The following is a 21,140-nucleotide window of genomic DNA, read 5'->3' on the forward strand; positions in this document are numbered from 1 at the left end:
GCTGACCAGAATCACGCACCAAGTCTCACGTGCGTTCGACTTGAATTATCATAGAAATCAATCCTCTTTCAATGTAATGTCTGCCTTGCAAAAGAAAATTAAAGTTTATTTCTTCTCATTTGGAAACTGTTTCTGCCCCCAATACATCCACTCTGTTTTTTCTGATTCTTCTCAAGAATGCATATCCCACCAGACAAGCCACAAACTCTGTTATCGGGAATGTCCACCAAATCAGTGAAACACCTGCTATTCCTTTTATTACCGTTACAGCGACAGTCTTATTTTTAGTTCGTACTCTGTTTTTCCTTTAATAAATAAATTCTGGATTCAAAATCCGTACATGGCTCTGCACCTTGCGGAACTTCTCCTGCACTCACATCCGTAGTGATCAATCCAAGGTTCATCAGTTCATCACCATAATGTTCTGTATTTGCCAGTTCATTCTCGTACAGTTTATCCGGATCCAATCCCTGTAGTTTTACGCAGCTATATGGCAGATTTACACCATTCAGAACTCTGTAATAGCCAACAAGTGCTTTGCTTTTGTCTTCACTGACAACCATCCAGACCGTTTCATTTCCGTCAAACGGACTTTTCAATCTGTAAAATGTACCGAACTGAAGTAATTCACGATATTCCTTCATAAATCGGATCTGTGCTTTCACTTCTTCTATCTCTGCATCAGACAACTTATTCAAATCCAGTTCATAACCAAACGTTCCAAAATACGCAACATTTGCCCTTGTATGTAACGGTGTATTACGAAAAACCTGATGATTTGGTATTACAGATACATGGCTTCCCATGCTGCTGAGCGGATAACACATGGATGTCCCATATTGTATTTTCAACCGTTCTACAGCATCTGAATCGTCACTAACCCATCCCTGCGGTGCATAATAAAGCATTCCTGGATCAAAACGCCCTCCTCCGCTTGCGCAGGACTCAAAAAGCACCTCCGGGAACGCTGAAGTCAGACGTTCGTACAGATCATAAACGCCCAAAATATAGCGATGAAAAATTTCTCCCTGCTGATCCGCCGGATATGCGATACTGTAACATTCCGTAATGCTCCGGTTCATATCCCATTTTATATAGGATATGTTTGACTCAGAAAGCAATTTTGCAATCATCCCATAAATATAATCCACAATTTCTTTTCTTGAAAAATCCAGTACATATTGATATCTTCCATGAGATACTCGTCGTCCCGGTGTCTGTAACATCCAGTCTGGATGTTTTCTATACAGATCAGAATCTTTATTCACCATTTCCGGTTCAATCCAGAGACCAAATTTCATTCCAAGTTCTTCGATTCGATCTGCAAGTCCACTGATTCCATTTGGCAGCAACTCCGGATTTGCAATCCAGTCTCCCAGTCCAGCGCGGTCGTTTCTTCTGGCACCAAACCAACCATCATCCAAAACAAATAATTCTACGCCACATTCTTTTGCTTTCCTTGCAATCGCAACCAGACGTTCTTCTGTAAAATCGAAATAAGTAGCTTCCCAGTTATTGATCAGAATCGGTCTGCATCGATCCCTCCAGTAGCCTCTGGCCAGACGTCTTCCGTAAAGCTTATGAAATGTCTGACTCATTCCATTTAATCCGTTCTCTGAATAGACCATGACTGCTTCCGGAGTTTGGAACATTTCTCCAGCTTCCAGTTTCAAGTCAAATCCTTCCGGATTTATTCCCGCTGTTACTCTTGTCACATTGTGCGTGTCTACTTCCGCCTGAATACGGAAATTGCCACTGTAGATCAGACTGAATCCGATTGTTTCTCCCCGATATTCATTCGTATGTTTTCTCCGTAAAACCATAAATGGATTGTGTTCATGAGAAGAATTTCCGCGCCTGCTGTCAATTGCTGTGATTCCCTGTTCCAATGTTCTTTCTTTTATATAGCGTTCTCTCGCCCATGCTCCTGATAGCTGCATCCACACATAATCCTGATCTGGGAGATCCAGACTCAGACTCATTACATTTAACAGATGCACCGTTTCTGTTCCCGCATTTTTCACACAAACGCTCCGTGCAATTGCATTATACTCAGAAAAAACAGTATACAAAAGTTCCAGCAGCACTCCGGTCAATGCATCTTTCAAATAAACCCGAAGTGTCATTGCTTCTTCGTCTGATTCTGTATAAGTAGCCGGAAGCCCCTGTAATTTTACCTTTCCCGCTGTAATCTCATATCCTTCATACACAAATTCTGAGATTCGACTTCCATTTTTTTGCAATATTTCAATTGCAGGATGTCTGTAATCCGTTGTCCCGTATACCGGATATTCCTGCCTGATATGCTCCAGAGAAAAATTCCGGTCATCCTCATATATATACGAAGTCATGGGACGCTGACATTCTTCGACCAGATAAGAAAAATCTGCCTTATCATGAATTCTTTTTCCAAAATAAAGGTGTCCCATATGTCCGTTTTTTAATACGCACATAATGTAACTTATTTTGTCATTATATAAATGAAATGTTTTTGTTTCTTTGTGAAATACAATATTTCTCATAAATGTCTCCTCCAACAGATGCTACCAAATAGCTACATGAAAAAATCAGTTAAAGCAATACCGCATCTGTTCTGTTCCCTGTAAATTTTTCCATATAAATTTGCCATTTTCATATATCATATATCCATGCCAACTTTCCTCTTTTGGAATAGAAACAGATCCGGGATTCATATAAATATAATCCGGATGCTCTACGCATTTTGGTACATGGGTATGCCCATTCAGCAAAATGTCTCCTTTCTGAAGAGGTGGCAGATTGCCCTCATTAAAATGATGACCATGTGTGGCATAAATTATATTTTTTTCATCTGCAATCACACAATAATCTGCCAGAACCGGGAACTCCAATACCATCTGATCTACTTCCGTATCACAATTTCCCCGCACACAGAGAATGTCCTGTTTACGTTGATTTAACAATGTAATTACTTCCTTTGGATTGTAGGCTTTTGGCAGATCATTTCTTGGACCATGGTACAAAATGTCACCAAGCAATAATAACCGGTCTGCTTTTTCTATGTCGTATGCTTCCAGCAATTCTCTGCAATAATATGCTGATCCATGAATATCTGATGCGATCATCCATTTCATAAGTATTTTCCTCCACGTATCGTATTTACCAAATCTATATTATTATGCTTATGTTTTTGCGTTTTATAATAATAGTTACTAAATAATATTTTCTTTAAAGAACCAATGTCTCCAAATCTTCTGGTACAAAAATAGTTCCATTGAAATACTTTCTTCCCTCATTTTGATAAAGTTCTTTTCTCAGCAACAGATTTTTGTCTTCTGTGTGATATAACAGCAGATTTTTTACATGCAATTCTTCTGCCAGTTTACTTGCATCTGCCACTGTGGAATGATGCTTCTCATACGGATGAAAAATATCTGCTTCGCTCTCCAGACAGAATGCTTCATGTAATAACCATGTGCTGTTCTCTGCGTACTGTTTTTCACATGGATTATATGGCTCATCGCCGCAACAGGTAAGTTTTTCTCCATTTCCCAGTTCCATACAGAAACCGAATTGTTTCGCTTTCGTCGACTGGATATCGAAGAACGTAACTTTTTTAGATAAAATGCTGACAGACTCATCATCTGCAACGGAAATGAGATGCAAACGTTTTCCAATAAATGCAACATCTTTCTTTTGCAGAAGTTTCTCTGCCAGATCCTTCAATAGCTCAATTACTTCTTCATGTGCATAGATTGTCGCATCTCCTTCGTATTCACCCTGTCTCATGTGCTGGCAGATCATCCGCATCATCCAAATGATACCAGTAATATGATCAATATGCTTGTGCGTCACAAAAATGGTTTTGATATCTTTCCAGTTAATTCCGGCATGTTTTAACTGATGCAGTATCGTACTTCCACCACCACCGTCTACCATAAAATATTTCTGATCTTCCTGTAATACAAAGCAGGTATTGTAGCACTCCGTCACAAGCGCATTTCCTGTTCCAAGCATTGTGAGTTCCATAATTTTCTCCTTCTGAATCAAAAAACTATGGGAACATTATAACACATATGATTTGTAAATACATATTTTTTCCATTCCTCTACACATTTCTATCACGCAATGTTATAATATACAAACATGATACGAAAACATTATTGAGGTGAAAAAATGACTATACGAACTGCTACTATGAATGACTTAAATGCGATCACTGCTGTGGAAGCAGAATGTTTTCCGGCGGCAGAAGCGGCTTCCAGAGAAGAATTTTCCAAACGACTGACATATTATAACGACCATTTCTGGTTGATGTTTGATGAAGATAAACTCATTGCCTTTGTGGATGGATTTGTAACAGATGAAGAAACTCTGACCGACGAAATGTTCCATGACGCTTCCCTGCACAACCCTAACGGCGCATGGCAGATGATTTTTGGTGTAAATACGATTCCTGATTATCGCAAACATGGCTATGCCGGTGAACTGATCAAATCCTGCATTGCAGACGCAAAAGCGCAGGGCCGAAAAGGACTTGTTCTGACCTGCAAAGAAAAATTGCTGCACTACTATGCAAAATTCGGTTTTGTAAACGAAGGACTTTCTGAATCCGATCATGGCGGCGCAGAATGGTATCAGATGCGTATTACATTTTAAAAAGGAGCCATTTTCGGCTCCTTTTGCTTCTCATATAGAATATTTTCTAAAGATAGCATACTAAGAAATAAATTACTTAACATCCTTAATCCACTGGTCAATCTGGCTTTGTGGTGTCTTTTTGTTGTTGCCTCCTGTGCATTTCTTTTTCTGTTGGTATCATAGCACTTGGAGTTCACTCCATGTCAAGAAATTTTATTCGCTCTACCGTAAAATGTAATGGCAACTTCCTGCTTATAGGACTTAATTCCGGGTAGCTGACGTTAGCCTTATATGACATTCTACTTCCAACGATAATGTCCCACAATATCATCCCGTTTTTCCAAAATATCCTGTTCATAGGATTTCTGCCACGGATCATTGTGATGAATCACATATGAAACACCATTTTTATTTCTTCGGTCTGAAACAATCCCGATATGCTTTTGAAAAATGATGATATCTCCGCCCTGCCACTGCTCTGTTTTGGAAACATCGGTGGTCAGGCTTTCTGCATTATTGGCAAAAAACACCTGTAGATTTTTCACTCTGCGAAAGTCAATGTTTGAATCTGGCTCTTGGATATCATAATCTTCCGGATGATTCTGAATGTCTTCATTTACAAGCTGCATCAGATCATAACCGGCAGCCTGCATTGCAAATGCTACCACATCCGTACACACACCATAATTATCATTCGAATAACCACTGTTATAATATTTACTCTTATACTTCGGTTTTGTGTTAATATAATCCAAAGCTCCCTGAAGGATGTCTGTCTGATCGTCAATGTCATCCTGATCATAATCTATGGAGCTGTGCACTTGCTCATACTTTTGTTCGGATAAATCAGGTAACCTTTTCGGAGAAGTATGCTGATATCGAAGGAAAATGCCAATAACTATGACGACTACTATCACAAGTATAATAAAAATAAATTTCTTCTTTTTCATAAAATCTAACCTATATATTGTTCTGGTCTTCTAAGAGACAAGTAATTCATCTGACGGGGTATAATAATCCTGCTCGTAAAATTTTTCATTCTGAGCAATGTATACCATTTTTGCAATATCTAAAATTTTTCCATTTGGTGCAATCCATAGGGACGCATCATAGCGGGCATTTTGGGATTGCAGATACACATTTGGAGACAAATAATAATTATGTGTTTTTGCTTTTTCTGAAAATTTCTGTAGAGCAATATCATCCATCTCTATACAATAATTGTCGACACAACGCTTTTCATATTATGGGAAAAACGGTGTCAGTTGTATTTCCGGAAAAAAGACCAAGTCACAATTTTTTGCCATCTCACAATACTTCAGGCTTTTGTCAAGATTTGCCGTTAGGTCGTTTGTCATACTCATTTGTACAAGTCCAAGTTTCATGTGTTTTTCTCTCCAATTCTTTGTAAATGATGGCTTTACTAAGTTTGTCCGCCATTAGAATATCAGCAATCTGAATTTTTAAATGAATTTATTTCGTTTTGCAGATATTCAAAAAATAACCCGATATGATAGCCATCCGCTACCGCATGAGCAATCGTAATATTTACGGGCATATCTATTCTATTACCATTTTTTTCATATTTTCCCATCGTAATAATTGGGAAAAAAGTCGGTTCCCCATTTGCCACTCTGCTTCCATAACCAGTAAAAGCCGTCCAAGGTGTACAGGAGATACAATAAAAATTTGCCGGTTGTTGTTCTTTTACTTTAATTCCTTTTTTATCCTTATAAGTATGCATATCTGTTGTTATATTCTGAAAGCATTTTTCAAAATCTTCCTCATATTCCGACCAGCAATCGGAAAAAGTTTTGTCATCCTGATGGAAAATCGTATAGTTTGGATTTATTTTATCCCATACGCATAAATTTCCTTCGTTGTCCCGAAACATCTTAAAATTCTCTATTTTATTAAGAACTTTGGAAACAATATAAATTACAGTCGGATAAAACTTATAGTTGTGTGTATGACAAAAATCCAATAAATTTTTAACATCAATTGGTGCTGTCATATTTACTTCAATTTTTAACTTTTCTGTATAGTAACGATAATGTTCTTTACGCGCCCAATTTTCAATATCTATCTTTTCATAATTCATAAATTATACCATCCCTTTTCATTTAAATCTCTCCATCCGTTCACTTGAACGCTTAATAACTCTCGCATATGTATTTGCAGAATCTTCCACAATCAAAATATCGCCGCGATCAATATAATATTCAATCCGTTTTGCATACCACCAGTCTCCTACTCCCAACATTGAAGTTCCAAGAATATCACCAATTACCCTTGCTTCTTTTCGTGGTTTATCTGACAGATGCTTCCAGATCAGAAAATCATAAAAATCTTCCGGAACACTTATCAATTGTCCACTGATTACTGCACGCAACGGCGCATTTTCACTCACCAGATCCGTCCAATTCTGTGCATACATCCGAAATTCATCCTCTGTCAATATTTTCTCATAAGATAAAAATCCGGCAAATTCTTCTGCTGCCACTTCGCCCCAGTTGGCATAACTTACAATACAATCTTCACGAACAACATGTTCCGGTAATTTTACCACATGAACTTCTACTTGATATTTCAGCAATAACTGACAGATCTGATAAAATCCACATCTGGAATACGGCGCATCGCTGTACCAGATACGAACTGCTTCACAATCTTCCAGATATTCCTGCAAACGTGATAAATCCGATGTGTAATGTTCAAACATTTCCTGTAATTCTGATTCGTAATTGTCCTCGCCATCCCACTGATTTTGATTGTAAAGCGATAGAATCAGATTCTTGCGATAACTTCCAGTAATCTCTTTTTGAATATCTCCAATATCAAGTAAAAATCCAAGGCAGACTACTTCTGTTGAACTACCCTCTATCCAACTATAGTCTTTTTTCTCCGGTACTTTTCTTTTTCCTGCTCCAAAGCATGCCGTTGGACCATCATTTGAACTAACATAGATTTGCTCACATTTTGCCGCCTTCATGGAAGCAGCTTCGCTTTCACCGAATAAAATTTCTATCATATATTATGCCCTCTATATTATACAAACTGATTTGTCCAATAATATTTCTCGGATAATAAATATCATTGAATTTAACAGATGCAATCGTAATCTTTATCATTAAACCAACTGTTATATCACTACTATTTAATCAATACAGATATCCCGTCTGTTTTGATTTTTACCACTTACTTCATGTCAAGTAAAATGCCATACAGCGTTTCATTTTCTTTGACTACAAAAGCCAGATTTTCTTTTGCCTGATTCAGCAGGTGAAATAATCTCCGCACTTCTGATTGACCGTTCTGCATCGGGTTCCTGGATCTGAGATATTGATCTTCGTCATAATAATAACGTTCATCTAGCACCACAACCATTTTCTCAGTATCCTGAACTGCTGTAATGCCAAGTTCTGCACCTTCCATTTGTGGAAAATACTGATATTCCTGCCGTACATAATCCTGCACCAGCGTATCTGCCTCTTTTGCATCATTTGCGTACACCACAGACACATGTGGATATCCATTTTGATTTTTTCTTACAGGCAGATGCATCATATTTTGAATAAAAGAAGAAAGCTCTGCATTGGTGCGAATCCTGTTTGTCAAGCGGAATGTCTGCAAATCTGGCAGCTCTTCCATTCGTTTCATAGTGCTCTGATCCATTTCCTTCGGTGAAATCATTTCTTCGGAATCACTGGAAAAAATGATCGGACGATTTTCACTCATATCCAGTAATACATTTAATTTTTCAACCGAAAGCAGATGCGCCTCATCCACCAATATTGCATGATAATCCTCTAACGAAAATTGTGTTTCCAACTGATTATCTGACAAAAAATCAATTCGCTGTAAACGTTTATGTAAAATTTCCCATTTCTTTCCCGCTTCCCCACAATGAATGATACAGACCTGCTGTCGGTTGGATAGTTTCATGGCAATATCATAAAGAAGCAATGTCTTTCCGGTCCCAGGCAGACCACTGAAAGAAAAATATCCGGTCTGTTCCTCGCGGATTTTCTTTAAAATCTGACGTTTAATATCCCGCTGCTGTGCCGTCAGAAAATATTCTTTGTTTAAAAATCGATTCGGTTCTGTCAACGGCGAAAACAGATACCATTCTGCCCGAAACAGATTTTCAATATCGCCAGAATAGTCCTTGCCCTCTTTTTGCAAAGCCGCACACAATTGATTCCAACTTGCCTCTATTACATGATCGTGATTTGTCAACCGCATCAGGCGATTCTGACTGCTGATATAAGTATAAGACTGAATCGGTTTACCAAGTGCGGACAGATAATATCGATTTTGAATTAATTGTTTTTGTATCGCTTCCTCAGAAACTGCTCCACTTTTCAGCTCAATGTTGATGATCTGATTTTCTCTGATCTGCAACAAATCAAATTCTTTGCCAAGACGTGGAATCTGAAAAGAATAAAACAGTCGAAGTGCTGATACATCCTGCATATGAAGTTCCAGCCGCTCCACCAGTGCCCGCATACTTTCCAGTTCCCACTCTTTCATTTTCAGCATGTGTTCTCTGCCGGATAACTGCTGCTCCAGTTTCTGTAAATGTTCAATATTTTGTTTTCTGGTCAATGCATAAATAGATATTGATTTCATAAATTACCCTTTATTTATTGTACAAAGATTTACTGCATTGTATCATTTTATGATTTCATTTCACTGTTACAATAATTTTATTAAAGTAGCACCAAACACCATCACGCAAACACCAACGATTTTCTGTACATTCATCGTTTTTTTCGGAGATTCAAATAACCCGAAATGATCTACCAGTATGCCGCCGGTTGTCAGACCGATCAGAATAATGATGACTGCCAGTCCAGTTCCAAAAATTTCTGCCAACTCTACGTTTGCAAGTACATAAATGCCACCGAATACGCCTCCGATCCACATCCACCATGGATTTTTCTTATTCATATGTTCCCGTGTCTGCACCACCGCAGATTTCCCCTGCTTCAATCGTAAACCGATGCAAATAACGCATAAACAGCTTAATCCAACTGTAAATGAAATGGCAGACGCTTTGATCGGAGAATCGACAACTTTTCCCAGATGTCCGTTAATGGCAGTCTGCACACCACTTAATGCACCGGATAATACACCAAATATTCTCCATAACCAGATATCCGCATGTGCATTTTCTTTCGGATTATTTTTGCCGGCTTCTCTTTTTGCCAGAGATACAATTACTACGCCAGCTACAACCAAAATCGCTCCAAAGATCCGAAATACGGAAATCGGTGTTTTCAATGAATAAAAGAATCCAAAATGATCAATTACCAGCCCCACCAGAATCTGCCCCAGAACCGGCAATATAACCGCAAGCGTTCCGCCCAATTTTGCAAACAGTAAAATATTTCCAGTAACATATATAAAACTACAGATTCCACCAAACCAAATCCAGACTGGCTCCTGCAACATTTTATCAAATGGAATATGTACACCCTGTCCTAAAATCAATAATAACAATACTAAAAATATCAATGAAACTGCAAAAGATACAAGCGATGCCCGATAAGGGGAACCTACTTTTTTCCGTAATCTTGCATTGATGCTTGTTTGAATCGGGACACCAATACCTGCCAGTATTCCAAAAATAATAGACATTTTCCAACCTCTCCTCTACTTCCTATTTTCTATCATACACCAAAAAAGACTATAAACCAAACTGTTATGTTCAGAAACAGTAAAATTTATAGTCTTCTTTTATGTTGAGACAAACTTATTATTCATTTATTTCATGTATTTTTTTATATTAACGATGTTATATGTATTTGTCAATCATTTATAGCATTTCGCCTTCCTATACCATTCCAGGAAGACATCTAACTTAAGCCTATTATCCAGATTCAATGTTCTACTGATAACTTTTCTTTCTCAAATTCACGGTCAGTTTTGATTCTATCATATAGTAATCCACTCAATCATACATGTTTTCCCATATCATATGCCTGTTGTAAAACCTGTGGACATTCTTTTACCAATCCGGCCTCCATGATATTTGGCGCATAAATTTTTCCCTTCACCACAGAATGATCCAAATGCTCCACAAATCCATCCAAATCTCCAAGGGAACGTTCAATGATATCTGTTCCAAGTCCTGCTGAAACAATATAATAAACATCCTTATGTCCAAGATTTTGCCAGATTGGATATGTTCTGTCGATAAAACATTTCATCTGTGCTGTCACACCATAAAAATAAACCGGAGTTGCCAGCACAAGCACATCTGCCTTCTGAAATATTTCTAAAATTTCAGCCATATCATCATACAGAACGCAGATTCCATTATTACGCATGCAGCCATCACATGCACGGCAAAATCCAATCTGCCTTTCCGCAATTTGAATCAGATCAACATGATGTCCGGATGCTTTTGCCCCTTCCTGAAATCTTTCACATAATAGTTGTGAATTTCCATTCTTTCTCGGACTTCCTGATATAATCAATACACGTTTTTGCATACTTTGTTCCTCTCTATTTTTATATATACATAAAAATTCCGAATAAGAATATATCTTTATAAATAAGAATATACTTTTTGTTCTGTTTATTAAAATAAATCCAACATACTATCCAGATAAATTGCTTCTCTGACCTGCAGTTGATACTCTGGTTTGGTCATATAATACAATAAAAATTCTAATACAATGGCACTACCTAATCCACGGCCTTCAATTTTAAAATTTGTAAATCCTATTGGCACATACACATTCTGAATATCGCCAATACTGATAAATGCTGGATTTTTCATCGCCTCTGAAAAACGATATCCATATGCAGCATTTGGTGCTGTACAATGATGATCCGGACAGTTCTCCCCCAGGTTTTGGCGACTGACCGTCTCATAACATCTCTTTCTATCAGTGCAGCCAATCCAGCAACACTCATTGCACAAAAATTCTGCTTTGTCTTTTTCTGATTGCGTCAATGTATTTAACTGTTCAAATGCCTTATTCAATCTGAAATCAGGTACAACATACTGAAACTCTTCTCGTTTTACTTCCTTTGCAAATTCGTGAAAATCGGTCAATACTTTCGTTGTAGAAGATACTAAATAAAGATTCGGATAGTTTTGTTTTAAATAATCCACCAGTAATTCCGAATGGACGATAACACCATTTTTTACACTATTATTTTCTGAATTACCATCTTCACTTCCTTGCTCAAATAAGGCACATAATTCGTTGCACTTTCTATCTGATAAATGTGCTTTTCTAAGCATGGAATTACTGAAAGTCAATCGGGCAGATATGCCATATTCATTTATCAATTTTAAAACTTCTTGCGGATTTTCGTCTCCACTTCCGATTCGCCCACCGCCCCAGAGACAGTCTGTCGGTGCACCGTAAATGGAACTGATCTCACACCAGTCATAAAAATATTCTCTATGCTCCTGATAAAGAGAAAGGAATATTCTATACAGTTCATAAAATTCAAACAATCCCGGCAAATGGTAATATGCTTTTTTCTTAATGACATTCATTTTTCATCACTCATCTATTTAAATACATTCCAAGCATTTCATTTACACAACTTTTTATCTCAGTTATGATATCCATACAGAGTTCTTTTTTTATTCCAGCCATAGTTCCAACTGCAAGAAGCTCTTTCTTTCCAGGATTACGACCATTTCCATCTACCGTAGTCGTATGTTCCCCATAATATGTGTTGCTGTATGTGAGATCATATGCCGGACTCAATCGCCAGCTATCTGCAGATTCATCATACAAATAGGTGAAATTTTTAGAATGATCATCTCTGTTATGTGCAAAAACATTGAAACACATACGTCGGAACATATTTTCAACATCATCTTTGTTATCTCTTGTAATTATTTTCGTTAATTTCATCAAACTATGATAATCCAGACTTGGTTGCTCAAAATCTAACTCTAAAAGTGCTGCTGCTGTCAACATATGCACCCTTTTTGTCCCAGATATATCCGATATACGATCAAATCGTTTTATCCCAAAATATCCTTCACAGACCTCTGATGGGAACAATTTTGTCTCACTCATTGTAATTCCGCATTTTCTGGCACAACAGGAATAATCATATTCCATTTTTCCTGCATTCTCACCATCTACATGTGCTGAAAATTTAATGATCCAATCCTCATCATTTATCGTAGTCATAATTTTAGGTCTGGCACCACCACTCGTTCCACCCAGGCGATATAATTCATCAAGTTTATCCGAATATTCTGTGTGCAAAATCTTCTGACATTGAAAAGCTAATTCGTCCAAATCCGTATTGTCATTCTCTTCCGAAAAACCTTGCTCTGGATAATAGGTCAATGCACCCATACCCGATTTTCCAACGATTGCCAGTCTGTCAATCACCGTTAGTTTGTCAGGATTCTGTTCATGTGCCAACAACAATCGTTTCAACAATAATCTCCCCCAATGATCCGGAAGACTATCAGCAAACACTCCAAAAAGACCATCAAAATAATCTTTTGTGGGAACAAATACCTGATTTTCTAAAGGCAGTGAAAAAGGGCTGATTGAAAAACCTTGTTCTAGCCAACTGTCATCATATTGAAAAACCACCTTATGATTTGCAGCCAGCGCTAATGTTCCAACAACTCTGTTATCAAAAAGCACTTGTAATGCTTTATTTTGTTTCATTTAGAACCTCCTGTATATTTCTGTAAGGTACCTGTAAAAAAAGACTTCTGAGTTCATCTGCAATATCCAGCGCCATTGCTATTTTCGTCAATGAGATCAGAGAAATCTGCCCGGTAGTTTCAAATCTTTTTATTGATCCGTGGCTGACTCCACTCATAGCTGCCAGCTTTTCCTGTGAAATAGATCGCCTTTTTCGAATATTCCGTACTCGCTGTGCTAGCTTTTGATCCAATTCTTCTGCTGTTTCCCATACTAACCGCTCCATATGCCACCTCATTATATAGATAATATTTTATCTAAAATTACATATTTTTATTCAAAATAGATAATATTCTATCTATACAAATTTTATCATATAATTCATACAACATCAATATCAGTCCGATAAATAATAGGTTGTAAAAGATTAATCAAAAATTTTTTCAAAAGTATATCGTGGTTTTCCTTCGCTTTTCTTTCCATATTCGATTGCTTCTGCCGGGCAATAACAGATACATGCCATACAGTGCGTACAATTTGAACCCCATGCAGGTTTTCCATTTTTCAACTGAACATTGTTTAACGGACAGACCTGTACGCATTTGCCACAACTTATACAAGCATCCGTAGCCATAAACTTGTCTGCTTTTACAAACATTGGATAAAAAATAGTATTTACCGCGCTGCTCATAATTTTATCATACATATTATTACGCGGCTTTGAAAACTCCCGTTTTGCCTGAATATCTTTTATTACGTCATCAATCGACGGTTCTGCTTTTGCAACAATCTCCTTTGCTTCCGCTTTACCCGGAACGCCAAACATTGCGATATAGTTTTCTGGCATCACAATCTGTGCAGTTCCCATATAAGAAAGATGCAATTGTCGACTTAATTCCTGATTGTATTTTGCTGCATTTCCAATTTCGCCACCACAGTCCATCACAAACCAGATTTTCTTCGCTTCTGGAAATTTTGTCTGCTGTAACCAGCTCAAAACAACACGCGGAATTCTCCATGCATAAGTCGGAACAACAATCACCATACTTTTACCAGTCATGACATTAGCCGTATTTCCTTCTTTTATCCGATCATTCATACTCAATATGTCTTCATTTAGTGCTGTTGCAATTCGTTCAGCAATATATTTACTGTTTCCAGTTCCTGTAAAATATAAAACCATTTTAAATGCTCCTTCTCTATATTTTTTTCATATATAACAGTGGATATGGATTTCCTTCCTCATCATAATCCGTCCGTTTATACGTTTTAAATCCCATATGTCTGTAAAATCCAACTGCCTGTGGATTCTGTTCATTCACAGTAAGTTCTTGTATTCCATAATTTTCAATACCGTATTGTAACAATTGTTTTCCAACACCTTTCCCGCGTTCTGCAGACAAAAGGAATAACATTTCCAAGCGTTGGTTTTCAATTCCCATAAATGCAATCATTTTTCCTGATTCATCTTCAGCAACAATCAGATGTGCTACGTCACTTAAAGCCTGTGGTACATATTCTTTAATCTGATCTATCTCTTTACCCGCAAGGAAATCATGCGTTGTACGTACAGAATCTTCCCATATCTTCAACAAAACATTCATTATTTCTGGTGTTCGCTCCTCAATTTCATACATGTTCATATCTCTACTTCTCCTCATATTTATCTATCATACCAAAAATCATAAGAAAAAAGAATCAAAAACCACTTATATTTTCATCTGGTACAACAGTTTTAAAAATGCTATCATAAAAAGCAGAAACATAAACACAGAAAGGATGACACGTTATCATGAATAAAAGAAAACTGCGTAATCTGGAAGTAAATCCAATTGGTGTGGGATGTATGGGTTTTTCTCACGGCTATGGTGAAATCCCATCTGAAGAATACAGCATTCAGGCCATTCAGAAGGCACAGGCGGTTCATCCACTTTCTGCCATTCAGAATATCTATTCCATGGTGGAACGAAGCTGTGAAGAAGAAGTCATTCCTTATTGCATGGAACACAATATTGCACTGGTACCGTTTTCTCCAATTGCCAGTGGACTTCTGTCCGGAAAAGTAAACACAAGCACTGATTTTTCTCATAATGACGATGTCCGAAAATTCGTTCCACAGTTAAAAAAAGAAAATCTGGAAGCCAATCAACCATTGATCCAGCTGATTGAAACATATGCCAAGGCAAAAAATGCTACTGATGCTCAGATTGCCCTTGCATGGATGCTCCACAAATATCCAAACGTTGTTCCGATTCCGGGTTCCAAAAATCAGGAACGGATTCTCGAAAATCTTGCAGCCTGGGATGTGATACTGACCGATGAAGAATTTAACGACTTAGACAAGGCTTTAGAACAGCTTCCTGTTCAGGGATTCCGCGGTCATGTAGAATTTCAGGGTGGAACCATGGCAGACTGGGGAAAAAGGAAATAATACTTTCATAAATTACAATGGGGGAGATACGATAACATATCTCCCCCAAATTATTCTTTCTATCGTTCAAATTTCACTACATATGTACCAAGTACCTGATTACATGGAATTTTTGCAGCATTCTCTGCTGTAAACGCTTCTTTTGGATAAATATGTTCCGTCTCTGTCGGATAAGCAGGCAATGTCTTTCCAATGCTGACACCATGTGCATCGCCATCTGTAAATTTCCACTGAAAACTGCAATCACAGAATTCCTTTTTCTCTGAAATATGCTCTGCCGGTTTTAATATTTCTGTCTCTCCTAAGAAAAAACAGCCATCGTTGTCTTTCTCTGCCGGGCAGGAACCTTCCACAGCGACACCAGTAAAGGATAATTCCAGAAAATCCGTCTGAAATATCGTTGTTTTTCCATTACGTGTAAAAGGTACGTTCTCCCAGTAACCGATATTCAGCCAGCCTTTCTTTCCATCTTTTTCAACGGCAGTGTTAAATTCCACATATCCATTTTTTTCATCACGGATTTCTGCATTGATACGAAGCACCGGACGAAGAGAAACAAATCCTTCCGGAAGGATTGCACGCACCCGATCCTGCTCAATGCCATACGCCATTACATACTGCTCTACTTTCATAGTTATACTTACCTTTTCACTATTTTTCTATAAGCCTATTTATTTTCAAAAGTAATATTTCGAACCATGTTGCGGTTAATGAGCTGTGTACCTTTCTTTGTCTCTACTTTCAGCCACTGCGCATCACCGTCCATCAGTTTCCCTTTGATGGCTCCAACCTCATTAAACAGACTTACCACACATTCTTTTCCCATATACTGCTCTAATAATGTACCCATTTTCTCATATTCCTTTCCATCATTTACTACAAATATTGCATTTGCTTCCAATTGCATTGCCACCATCAGATTCATGGTATTTATACTATTGATGGCAGCCATTGTCGCTACATCCATATTGTACCTCGCAATTCTCTGTATTTTTATAAAATATGTATGTCACAAATTTATTATCAGTATAACATGCACTAGTAAATAAATTCTTTAAGATTTACAAAAAATCAGCCAAGGTCATTTGACCATTGATCCAGCTTTTCTGCTTTGCCTTATGTACCTTATCATCCGGCATCCGATTTCCGATTAAAAACGGCGATGTCGGATCATGTCTGTTATAATTTGCTTTTACCGTATCCGCATCATAATTTGCATAACAATACCGGCACAGATGCAGGCAGGTATTATAAGCTCCGATGTCAGCGCCCAACAGACAGGCACATTCCTTTCGAAGCTGGTTCCTCTTTGGAAAATCCATACTTGTATGTACTGCCTGTTCATAAATCTGTTCTGTCATGCAGCCGCTGCAGTCTGCACCATATACTGACAGTTCATCGCCTTCTCCACATGGACGAACCGTCATGCCATGTTCTGCAGCAATCTCAATCATTGCCTTACCAAGATACAGACGATCTTCTTTTTCCACAGCCCGCACTTCTGGAAAATTTTTCCGTACTTTCTGATATAGATCTATAAAACTGATCACGCAGTTTTTGGTATATCCTTCCAGCACAGATGCCATATGCGTAAATAGCCGGATATGATAATCCATTGTATATGTTTCATTCAGAAAAATTGGATCATATCGCCAGCCAATTGAATCAATTCCTACGATCTCAGACAATTTTTGAAATGTAGATAGCACACGCGCTTTATCCGGAACCATCGGTTCAATTTCTTTTCCATAGGGAGTAATTGTCACATACCAATACATGCCATAGGGTTGCAATAAATCCATATATTTTAGCATTGGTTCCGGATTTTTTGTGCAAAACCCGATTAAATCTACCACGGAAGGATCAAGACTATATTCAGTTACCTGTATCGAATTATAGGGATTTCGCACACAGACAAATCCTTCCCGTATTCTGTTTGCAAACCAATCTGCATAAAATGCTGGAATGTCAGTACGCATACCCGTATGAATAATCATATGAAATCATCCTTCTTATTTTGTCATACTTTTAAATTCGCACTTAGAGTAGCGAAACACTCACTTATAACTGTCTCGTTCTGGGCAGAGATATGCCCGCTTATAACTATCTCAGTTAAAGGTCGAGATATACCTGCTGTTAAATGATTCGCAATTACAACTGCTCTAACAAGCCCTGTAGTCCATCTGTCTCATAAATCTTCTTATAATATGCAACTTCATCCTGAATCAGCTGATCGATCACACGCATGCCAAGCAGCTCCACCGGTGCTTTATCATCCGTCATAATATAATCTCCACCACTGTAAGCTACTGCATTTGTAGAAACCTTTGCCATCAGATTACGCAAATCAAACTCTGTCACCTTTGCTATATTTTTCTGTAATACATTCATCATATCCGCATCATCAGAAGCAAACAATTCGCGGTTTGTAGAACCGTCCACATCTACAGTATAGACATTTCCGAATACAGAAGAAATGGTATCAGACAGATACTGGTTGATATTGCCCTCTCCGCTGCCACGCATATTCATATTTACAACCATGACGCCGTCATCTGTCAGATGCTCTTTTACCATGCTGAAAAATTCTTCGGAAGACATCTGAAACGGGATCGTAATATCCTGATAAGCATCCACCATGATCACATCATATTTTTGGTCTTCTGCCTGCAGATAAGCACGTCCATCATAAGTTGTCACTTTTACATCATCCGGCAGGGAAAAATATTTCCGGGAAAGGTCGGTGATTTTTTTATCAATCTCCACACCTTCCATCTGCATATCACCAAAATATTTTTTACACTGTGTCGCATAGGTACCGGTTCCCATACCAAGAATCAGCATATTCATATCTTTTGTTTCTTTCTCTGGCACCATCAGCGGTGCTGCCATAGCATAATCGTAATACATTCCGGTCAGTCCATCTTCTTTCATATAGACAGACTGCACGCCAAACAATACGTTTGTGGACAGAATCACCTGTCGGTCATTTTCAGACACCTGCAGATAATTGTAAATAGACTCTCCTTCGTAAGTTAGATCTTTCTGCCAGAATGCAAAAGAATCAGAATAGCCCAATGCACAGCAAAGTCCGAAGATCACACATGATGTGATCACTTTCTTTTTCCCGGTATGAGTTGTAAGAAAATAAATCAGACTCAGCACAATTAAAATTCCGGAAAAAATGAGAAATGTGATGGATGTTCCTACCGCCGGAATTGTTACAAAGGTCGGTACGAATGTTCCAATAATGCTTCCGATCGTATTAAATGCACCTAATGTACCTACCGTTTTTCCACTGTCCTCCAGACTGTCTACGGAATATTTTGCCAGAGACGGAGTTACTGTTCCAAGTAAAAACAGCGGGAATACAAAAATCACCATACATGCTACAAAAGCTGCTATAATCAGGAAATTGTTATTGACCGTAAAAATTAACAATGCCGAAATTCCAAGCACGATATATTTTCCAACAACAGGAATCAGTGCAATCCAGATCGCTGCAATCAGAATCCGGCCGTATAATTTTCCCGGATCCGGAGACTTGTCCGCGCTTTTACCACCGTAAATATTGCCCAGCGCCATGGCGATCATAATGGTTCCAATGATGATCGTCCATACAATCTGTGACGAACTGAAATACGGTGCCAGCAGTCGGCTTGCACCAAGCTCCACTGCCATGACAGACATTCCGGCGAAAAATTCCGTCAGATACAAAAATAACTTGTTCTTTAAAATGTTCATGACTTTAAATACCTTTTCCCTTTACTGTTACTTTTTTGTCAAAAATCTAACAACAGTATACCATAAATTTTGAAACAGTTTTTATTTTTTTGTATATCTTAATCCTATTCGTGTTCTATTCGCTTTCCATGTCCTATTTTTACTGAAAAACAGAATGATAGATTTGTGCTTGAGACCGCGAAATCACTGTACTTTTAGCGGATTTAGTGCTATTATGCTTAAGTGACATTTTTTGTCATTACATATATCTTAAATTTATGAGGTGAATGAGCTTATGAAACAAAAGAGTGGTTTTAGTGGACAGCTGGGATTCGTATTCGCAGCTGCCGGCAGTGCCGTCGGTGTCGGTAACTTATGGAGATTTCCATATCTTGCAGCAAAAGACGGCGGCGGTCTGTTTCTGATCATATACCTGGTACTTGTTTTTACGGTTGGTTTTACACTGCTGACTACAGATATTGCAATTGGTCGAAAAACCGGTAAAAGTGCAATTTATGCGTATCAGGAAATGAAAAAGAAATGGAAGTTTTTAGGTATTTTAACTTTCTTCGTACCTGTACTGATCATGACTTATTATGCCGTTATCGGCGGATGGATTCTGAAATACATTACTATTTATCTGACCGGTTCTGGAAAAGAAGCGGTGGAAAGTAACTGCTTTACAAACTTTATTTCCTCTCCGTCTTCTGTATGGTTCGGTCTGATCTTTATGTTTTTGACTGCACTGATTGTATACAACGGAGTGGAAAAAGGTATTGAGCGTGTATCCAAATTTATCATGCCGATACTTTTACTGATGGTCATTGGTATCGCGATTTTCTCACTGACATTAAAACATCCGGTAGAGGACGGAACTGTCAGAACCGGTCTGCAGGGTCTAAAAATATATCTGACACCTGATGTAAAAGGACTTACGGTAACAAGATTTTTACAGATTTCTCTGGATGCCATGAGCCAGTTATTCTTCTCCTTAAGCGTATCCATGGGAATCATGATTACATACGGCTCTTATGTAAAGAAAGATGTAAATTTAAATAAATCTATCTCCCAGATTGAGCTGATGGATACCGGTGTTGCTCTGCTTGCAGGTGTTATGATCATTCCGGCAGTTTATGTATTTTCCGGATTGGACGGTATGTCCGCAGGACCTGGTCTGATGTTTATCTCCCTGCCGAACGTATTTTATTCCATGGGACTGGCAGGACGAATCATTGGTCTGATGTTCTTCATTCTGACAGCATTTGCGGCACTGACTTCCTGTATTTCCGTACTGGAATCCATCACCGCAAACTGTATGGAATTATTCCATGCAGAAAGGAAAAAAGTCACCAGCATTTTAACGGTTATTTATCTGGCAGCAACTGCAATCATTGCACTTGGTTACAGCACATTTTATGTGGAAGCACAGCTGCCAAACGGAAGTACCGGACAGTTACTCGACATCATGGATTATATCAGTAACAGTTTTATGATGCCATTTATCGCACTGCTCTCTTCTATTCTCATCGGTTGGATCGTAAAACCATCCTGGATTGAAGAGGAAATGGAGTTAAATGGCAATAAGTTCAAACGAAAAAAATTGTATAACGTAATGATCCGCTATATCATGCCAGTTATTATGTTTATTCTGTTCCTGCAGTCCACCGGATTACTGAATAAGATTGCTGGATAAATACGATATCTAATATCAAGCTAAA

The 21,140-nt window shown here is 38.1% G+C and carries 22 protein-coding genes; 3 read left to right on the top strand and 19 right to left on the bottom strand.

Features of this window, described 5'->3' with window-relative positions; genetic code table 11:
* Positions 1 to 284: 284 nt before the first annotated feature.
* The 3 genes from LG34_RS05290 to LG34_RS05300 all read right to left on the bottom strand — a co-directional run bounded on the left by LG34_RS05290 (position 285) and on the right by LG34_RS05300 (position 4,008).
* A complete protein-coding gene (locus tag LG34_RS05290; protein ID WP_109215155.1) occupies positions 285 to 2,522 on the bottom strand; it encodes an alpha-galactosidase in 2,238 nt (745 codons plus the stop codon).
* A 45-nt stretch (positions 2,523 to 2,567) separates the two neighbouring features.
* The gene (yfcE, locus tag LG34_RS05295; protein WP_109215156.1) at positions 2,568 to 3,113 is read right to left on the bottom strand and encodes a phosphodiesterase; all 546 of its coding nucleotides are present in this window, start codon (positions 3,111 to 3,113) and stop codon (positions 2,568 to 2,570) included.
* 94 nt (positions 3,114 to 3,207) lie between these two features.
* A complete protein-coding gene (locus LG34_RS05300; protein WP_109215157.1) occupies positions 3,208 to 4,008 on the bottom strand; it encodes an MBL fold metallo-hydrolase in 801 nt (266 codons plus the stop codon).
* A gap of 147 nt (positions 4,009 to 4,155) precedes the next feature.
* Here LG34_RS05300 and LG34_RS05305 point away from each other — a divergent pair, with 147 nt between their 5' ends.
* Positions 4,156 to 4,638 (top strand): GNAT family N-acetyltransferase, encoded by a 483-nt coding sequence (locus LG34_RS05305; protein WP_022035651.1) that lies wholly within the window; start codon positions 4,156 to 4,158, stop codon positions 4,636 to 4,638.
* 281 nt (positions 4,639 to 4,919) lie between these two features.
* On the opposite strand, the gene LG34_RS05310 is transcribed toward LG34_RS05305, so the two are convergent.
* The 12 genes from LG34_RS05310 to LG34_RS05370 form a co-directional block, all read right to left on the bottom strand.
* Positions 4,920 to 5,570, bottom strand: coding sequence for a DUF1287 domain-containing protein (locus LG34_RS05310; protein ID WP_109215158.1), 651 nt, complete (start codon positions 5,568 to 5,570; stop codon positions 4,920 to 4,922).
* Positions 5,571 to 5,864: 294 nt separating this feature from the next.
* Positions 5,865 to 6,005, bottom strand: a complete 141-nt coding sequence (locus tag LG34_RS17450; RefSeq protein WP_109215160.1) for a nitrilase-related carbon-nitrogen hydrolase — start codon at positions 6,003 to 6,005, stop codon at positions 5,865 to 5,867.
* A 62-nt stretch (positions 6,006 to 6,067) separates the two neighbouring features.
* The gene (locus tag LG34_RS05325; RefSeq protein ID WP_109215161.1) at positions 6,068 to 6,721 is read right to left on the bottom strand and encodes a chloramphenicol acetyltransferase; all 654 of its coding nucleotides are present in this window, start codon (positions 6,719 to 6,721) and stop codon (positions 6,068 to 6,070) included.
* A gap of 18 nt (positions 6,722 to 6,739) precedes the next feature.
* Entirely contained in the window at positions 6,740 to 7,651 is a 912-nt protein-coding gene (locus LG34_RS05330) for a DUF3658 domain-containing protein (protein ID WP_109215162.1), read from the bottom strand.
* A 167-nt stretch (positions 7,652 to 7,818) separates the two neighbouring features.
* Positions 7,819 to 9,252, bottom strand: coding sequence for a DNA/RNA helicase domain-containing protein (locus tag LG34_RS05335; RefSeq protein WP_109215163.1), 1,434 nt, complete (start codon positions 9,250 to 9,252; stop codon positions 7,819 to 7,821).
* Between the two features lie 66 nt (positions 9,253 to 9,318).
* Entirely contained in the window at positions 9,319 to 10,263 is a 945-nt protein-coding gene (locus LG34_RS05340) for a DMT family transporter (protein ID WP_109215164.1), read from the bottom strand.
* A gap of 317 nt (positions 10,264 to 10,580) precedes the next feature.
* Positions 10,581 to 11,120 (bottom strand): flavodoxin family protein, encoded by a 540-nt coding sequence (locus LG34_RS05345; RefSeq protein WP_109215165.1) that lies wholly within the window; start codon positions 11,118 to 11,120, stop codon positions 10,581 to 10,583.
* A gap of 89 nt (positions 11,121 to 11,209) precedes the next feature.
* Entirely contained in the window at positions 11,210 to 12,142 is a 933-nt protein-coding gene (locus LG34_RS05350; RefSeq protein ID WP_109215166.1) for a hypothetical protein, read from the bottom strand.
* Positions 12,143 to 12,152: 10 nt separating this feature from the next.
* Positions 12,153 to 13,289, bottom strand: coding sequence for a type II toxin-antitoxin system HipA family toxin (locus tag LG34_RS05355; RefSeq protein ID WP_109215167.1), 1,137 nt, complete (start codon positions 13,287 to 13,289; stop codon positions 12,153 to 12,155).
* Positions 13,276 to 13,554 carry a helix-turn-helix domain-containing protein gene (locus tag LG34_RS05360; protein ID WP_109215168.1) on the bottom strand — a complete coding sequence of 93 codons (279 nt, stop codon included), beginning with the start codon at positions 13,552 to 13,554 and terminating at the stop codon, positions 13,276 to 13,278. Before LG34_RS05360 ends, LG34_RS05355 begins: the two co-directional genes overlap by 14 nt.
* Positions 13,555 to 13,695: 141 nt before the next feature.
* Positions 13,696 to 14,451: an EFR1 family ferrodoxin gene (locus tag LG34_RS05365; RefSeq protein ID WP_109215169.1), complete on the bottom strand. Its 756-nt coding sequence runs from the start codon at positions 14,449 to 14,451 to the stop codon at positions 13,696 to 13,698.
* A gap of 16 nt (positions 14,452 to 14,467) precedes the next feature.
* Positions 14,468 to 14,911: a GNAT family N-acetyltransferase gene (locus LG34_RS05370; protein WP_109215170.1), complete on the bottom strand. Its 444-nt coding sequence runs from the start codon at positions 14,909 to 14,911 to the stop codon at positions 14,468 to 14,470.
* Positions 14,912 to 15,060: 149 nt separating this feature from the next.
* Between LG34_RS05370 and LG34_RS05375 the strand changes: the two genes are divergently transcribed.
* Entirely contained in the window at positions 15,061 to 15,699 is a 639-nt protein-coding gene (locus LG34_RS05375) for an aldo/keto reductase (protein ID WP_109215171.1), read from the top strand.
* Positions 15,700 to 15,758: 59 nt separating this feature from the next.
* On the opposite strand, the gene LG34_RS05380 is transcribed toward LG34_RS05375, so the two are convergent.
* The 4 genes from LG34_RS05380 to LG34_RS05395 form a co-directional block, all read right to left on the bottom strand.
* Complete coding sequence (locus LG34_RS05380) at positions 15,759 to 16,331, bottom strand: hypothetical protein (RefSeq protein ID WP_109215172.1); 573 nt, start codon at positions 16,329 to 16,331, stop codon at positions 15,759 to 15,761.
* A 35-nt stretch (positions 16,332 to 16,366) separates the two neighbouring features.
* Positions 16,367 to 16,666 carry a hypothetical protein gene (locus LG34_RS05385; protein WP_109215173.1) on the bottom strand — a complete coding sequence of 100 codons (300 nt, stop codon included), beginning with the start codon at positions 16,664 to 16,666 and terminating at the stop codon, positions 16,367 to 16,369.
* Positions 16,667 to 16,760: 94 nt separating this feature from the next.
* Positions 16,761 to 17,696 carry a DUF1848 domain-containing protein gene (locus tag LG34_RS05390; RefSeq protein ID WP_109215174.1) on the bottom strand — a complete coding sequence of 312 codons (936 nt, stop codon included), beginning with the start codon at positions 17,694 to 17,696 and terminating at the stop codon, positions 16,761 to 16,763.
* Positions 17,697 to 17,850: 154 nt separating this feature from the next.
* Complete coding sequence (locus tag LG34_RS05395) at positions 17,851 to 19,443, bottom strand: spermidine synthase (protein ID WP_109215175.1); 1,593 nt, start codon at positions 19,441 to 19,443, stop codon at positions 17,851 to 17,853.
* Between the two features lie 274 nt (positions 19,444 to 19,717).
* Between LG34_RS05395 and LG34_RS05400 the strand changes: the two genes are divergently transcribed.
* On the top strand, positions 19,718 to 21,115 hold the full coding sequence (locus LG34_RS05400) for a sodium-dependent transporter (protein WP_109215176.1): 1,398 nt from the start codon (positions 19,718 to 19,720) through the stop codon (positions 21,113 to 21,115).
* Positions 21,116 to 21,140 lie beyond the last annotated feature (25 nt).

It is taken from the genome of Eubacterium ramulus, assembly GCF_003122485.1.
In the GTDB taxonomy this organism is placed as follows: domain Bacteria; phylum Bacillota; class Clostridia; order Lachnospirales; family Lachnospiraceae; genus Eubacterium_I; species Eubacterium_I ramulus_A.

Bases quoted from the DNA above. Each gene is read 5' to 3' on its own strand.
- LG34_RS05310 (WP_109215158.1), bottom strand. From the start codon at position 5,570: ATGAAAAAGAAGAAATTTATTTTTATTATACTTGTGATAGTAGTCGTC.
- LG34_RS05330 (WP_109215162.1), bottom strand. From the start codon at position 7,651: ATGATAGAAATTTTATTCGGTGAAAGCGAAGCTGCTTCCATGAAGGCG.
- LG34_RS05345 (WP_109215165.1), bottom strand. From the start codon at position 11,120: ATGCAAAAACGTGTATTGATTATATCAGGAAGTCCGAGAAAGAATGGA.
- LG34_RS05335 (WP_109215163.1), bottom strand. From the start codon at position 9,252: ATGAAATCAATATCTATTTATGCATTGACCAGAAAACAAAATATTGAA.
- LG34_RS05305 (WP_022035651.1), top strand. From the start codon at position 4,156: ATGACTATACGAACTGCTACTATGAATGACTTAAATGCGATCACTGCT.
- LG34_RS05325 (WP_109215161.1), bottom strand. From the start codon at position 6,721: ATGAATTATGAAAAGATAGATATTGAAAATTGGGCGCGTAAAGAACAT.
- LG34_RS05375 (WP_109215171.1), top strand. From the start codon at position 15,061: ATGAATAAAAGAAAACTGCGTAATCTGGAAGTAAATCCAATTGGTGTG.
- LG34_RS05380 (WP_109215172.1), bottom strand. From the start codon at position 16,331: ATGAAAGTAGAGCAGTATGTAATGGCGTATGGCATTGAGCAGGATCGG.
- LG34_RS05370 (WP_109215170.1), bottom strand. From the start codon at position 14,911: ATGAACATGTATGAAATTGAGGAGCGAACACCAGAAATAATGAATGTT.
- LG34_RS05290 (WP_109215155.1), bottom strand. From the start codon at position 2,522: ATGAGAAATATTGTATTTCACAAAGAAACAAAAACATTTCATTTATAT.
- LG34_RS17450 (WP_109215160.1), bottom strand. From the start codon at position 6,005: ATGAAACTTGGACTTGTACAAATGAGTATGACAAACGACCTAACGGCA.
- LG34_RS05360 (WP_109215168.1), bottom strand. From the start codon at position 13,554: ATGGAGCGGTTAGTATGGGAAACAGCAGAAGAATTGGATCAAAAGCTA.
- LG34_RS05300 (WP_109215157.1), bottom strand. From the start codon at position 4,008: ATGGAACTCACAATGCTTGGAACAGGAAATGCGCTTGTGACGGAGTGC.
- LG34_RS05390 (WP_109215174.1), bottom strand. From the start codon at position 17,696: ATGATTATTCATACGGGTATGCGTACTGACATTCCAGCATTTTATGCA.
- yfcE (WP_109215156.1), bottom strand. From the start codon at position 3,113: ATGAAATGGATGATCGCATCAGATATTCATGGATCAGCATATTATTGC.
- LG34_RS05365 (WP_109215169.1), bottom strand. From the start codon at position 14,451: ATGGTTTTATATTTTACAGGAACTGGAAACAGTAAATATATTGCTGAA.
- LG34_RS05350 (WP_109215166.1), bottom strand. From the start codon at position 12,142: ATGAATGTCATTAAGAAAAAAGCATATTACCATTTGCCGGGATTGTTT.
- LG34_RS05395 (WP_109215175.1), bottom strand. From the start codon at position 19,443: ATGAACATTTTAAAGAACAAGTTATTTTTGTATCTGACGGAATTTTTC.
- LG34_RS05340 (WP_109215164.1), bottom strand. From the start codon at position 10,263: ATGTCTATTATTTTTGGAATACTGGCAGGTATTGGTGTCCCGATTCAA.
- LG34_RS05385 (WP_109215173.1), bottom strand. From the start codon at position 16,666: ATGGATGTAGCGACAATGGCTGCCATCAATAGTATAAATACCATGAAT.
- LG34_RS05355 (WP_109215167.1), bottom strand. From the start codon at position 13,289: ATGAAACAAAATAAAGCATTACAAGTGCTTTTTGATAACAGAGTTGTT.
- LG34_RS05400 (WP_109215176.1), top strand. From the start codon at position 19,718: ATGAAACAAAAGAGTGGTTTTAGTGGACAGCTGGGATTCGTATTCGCA.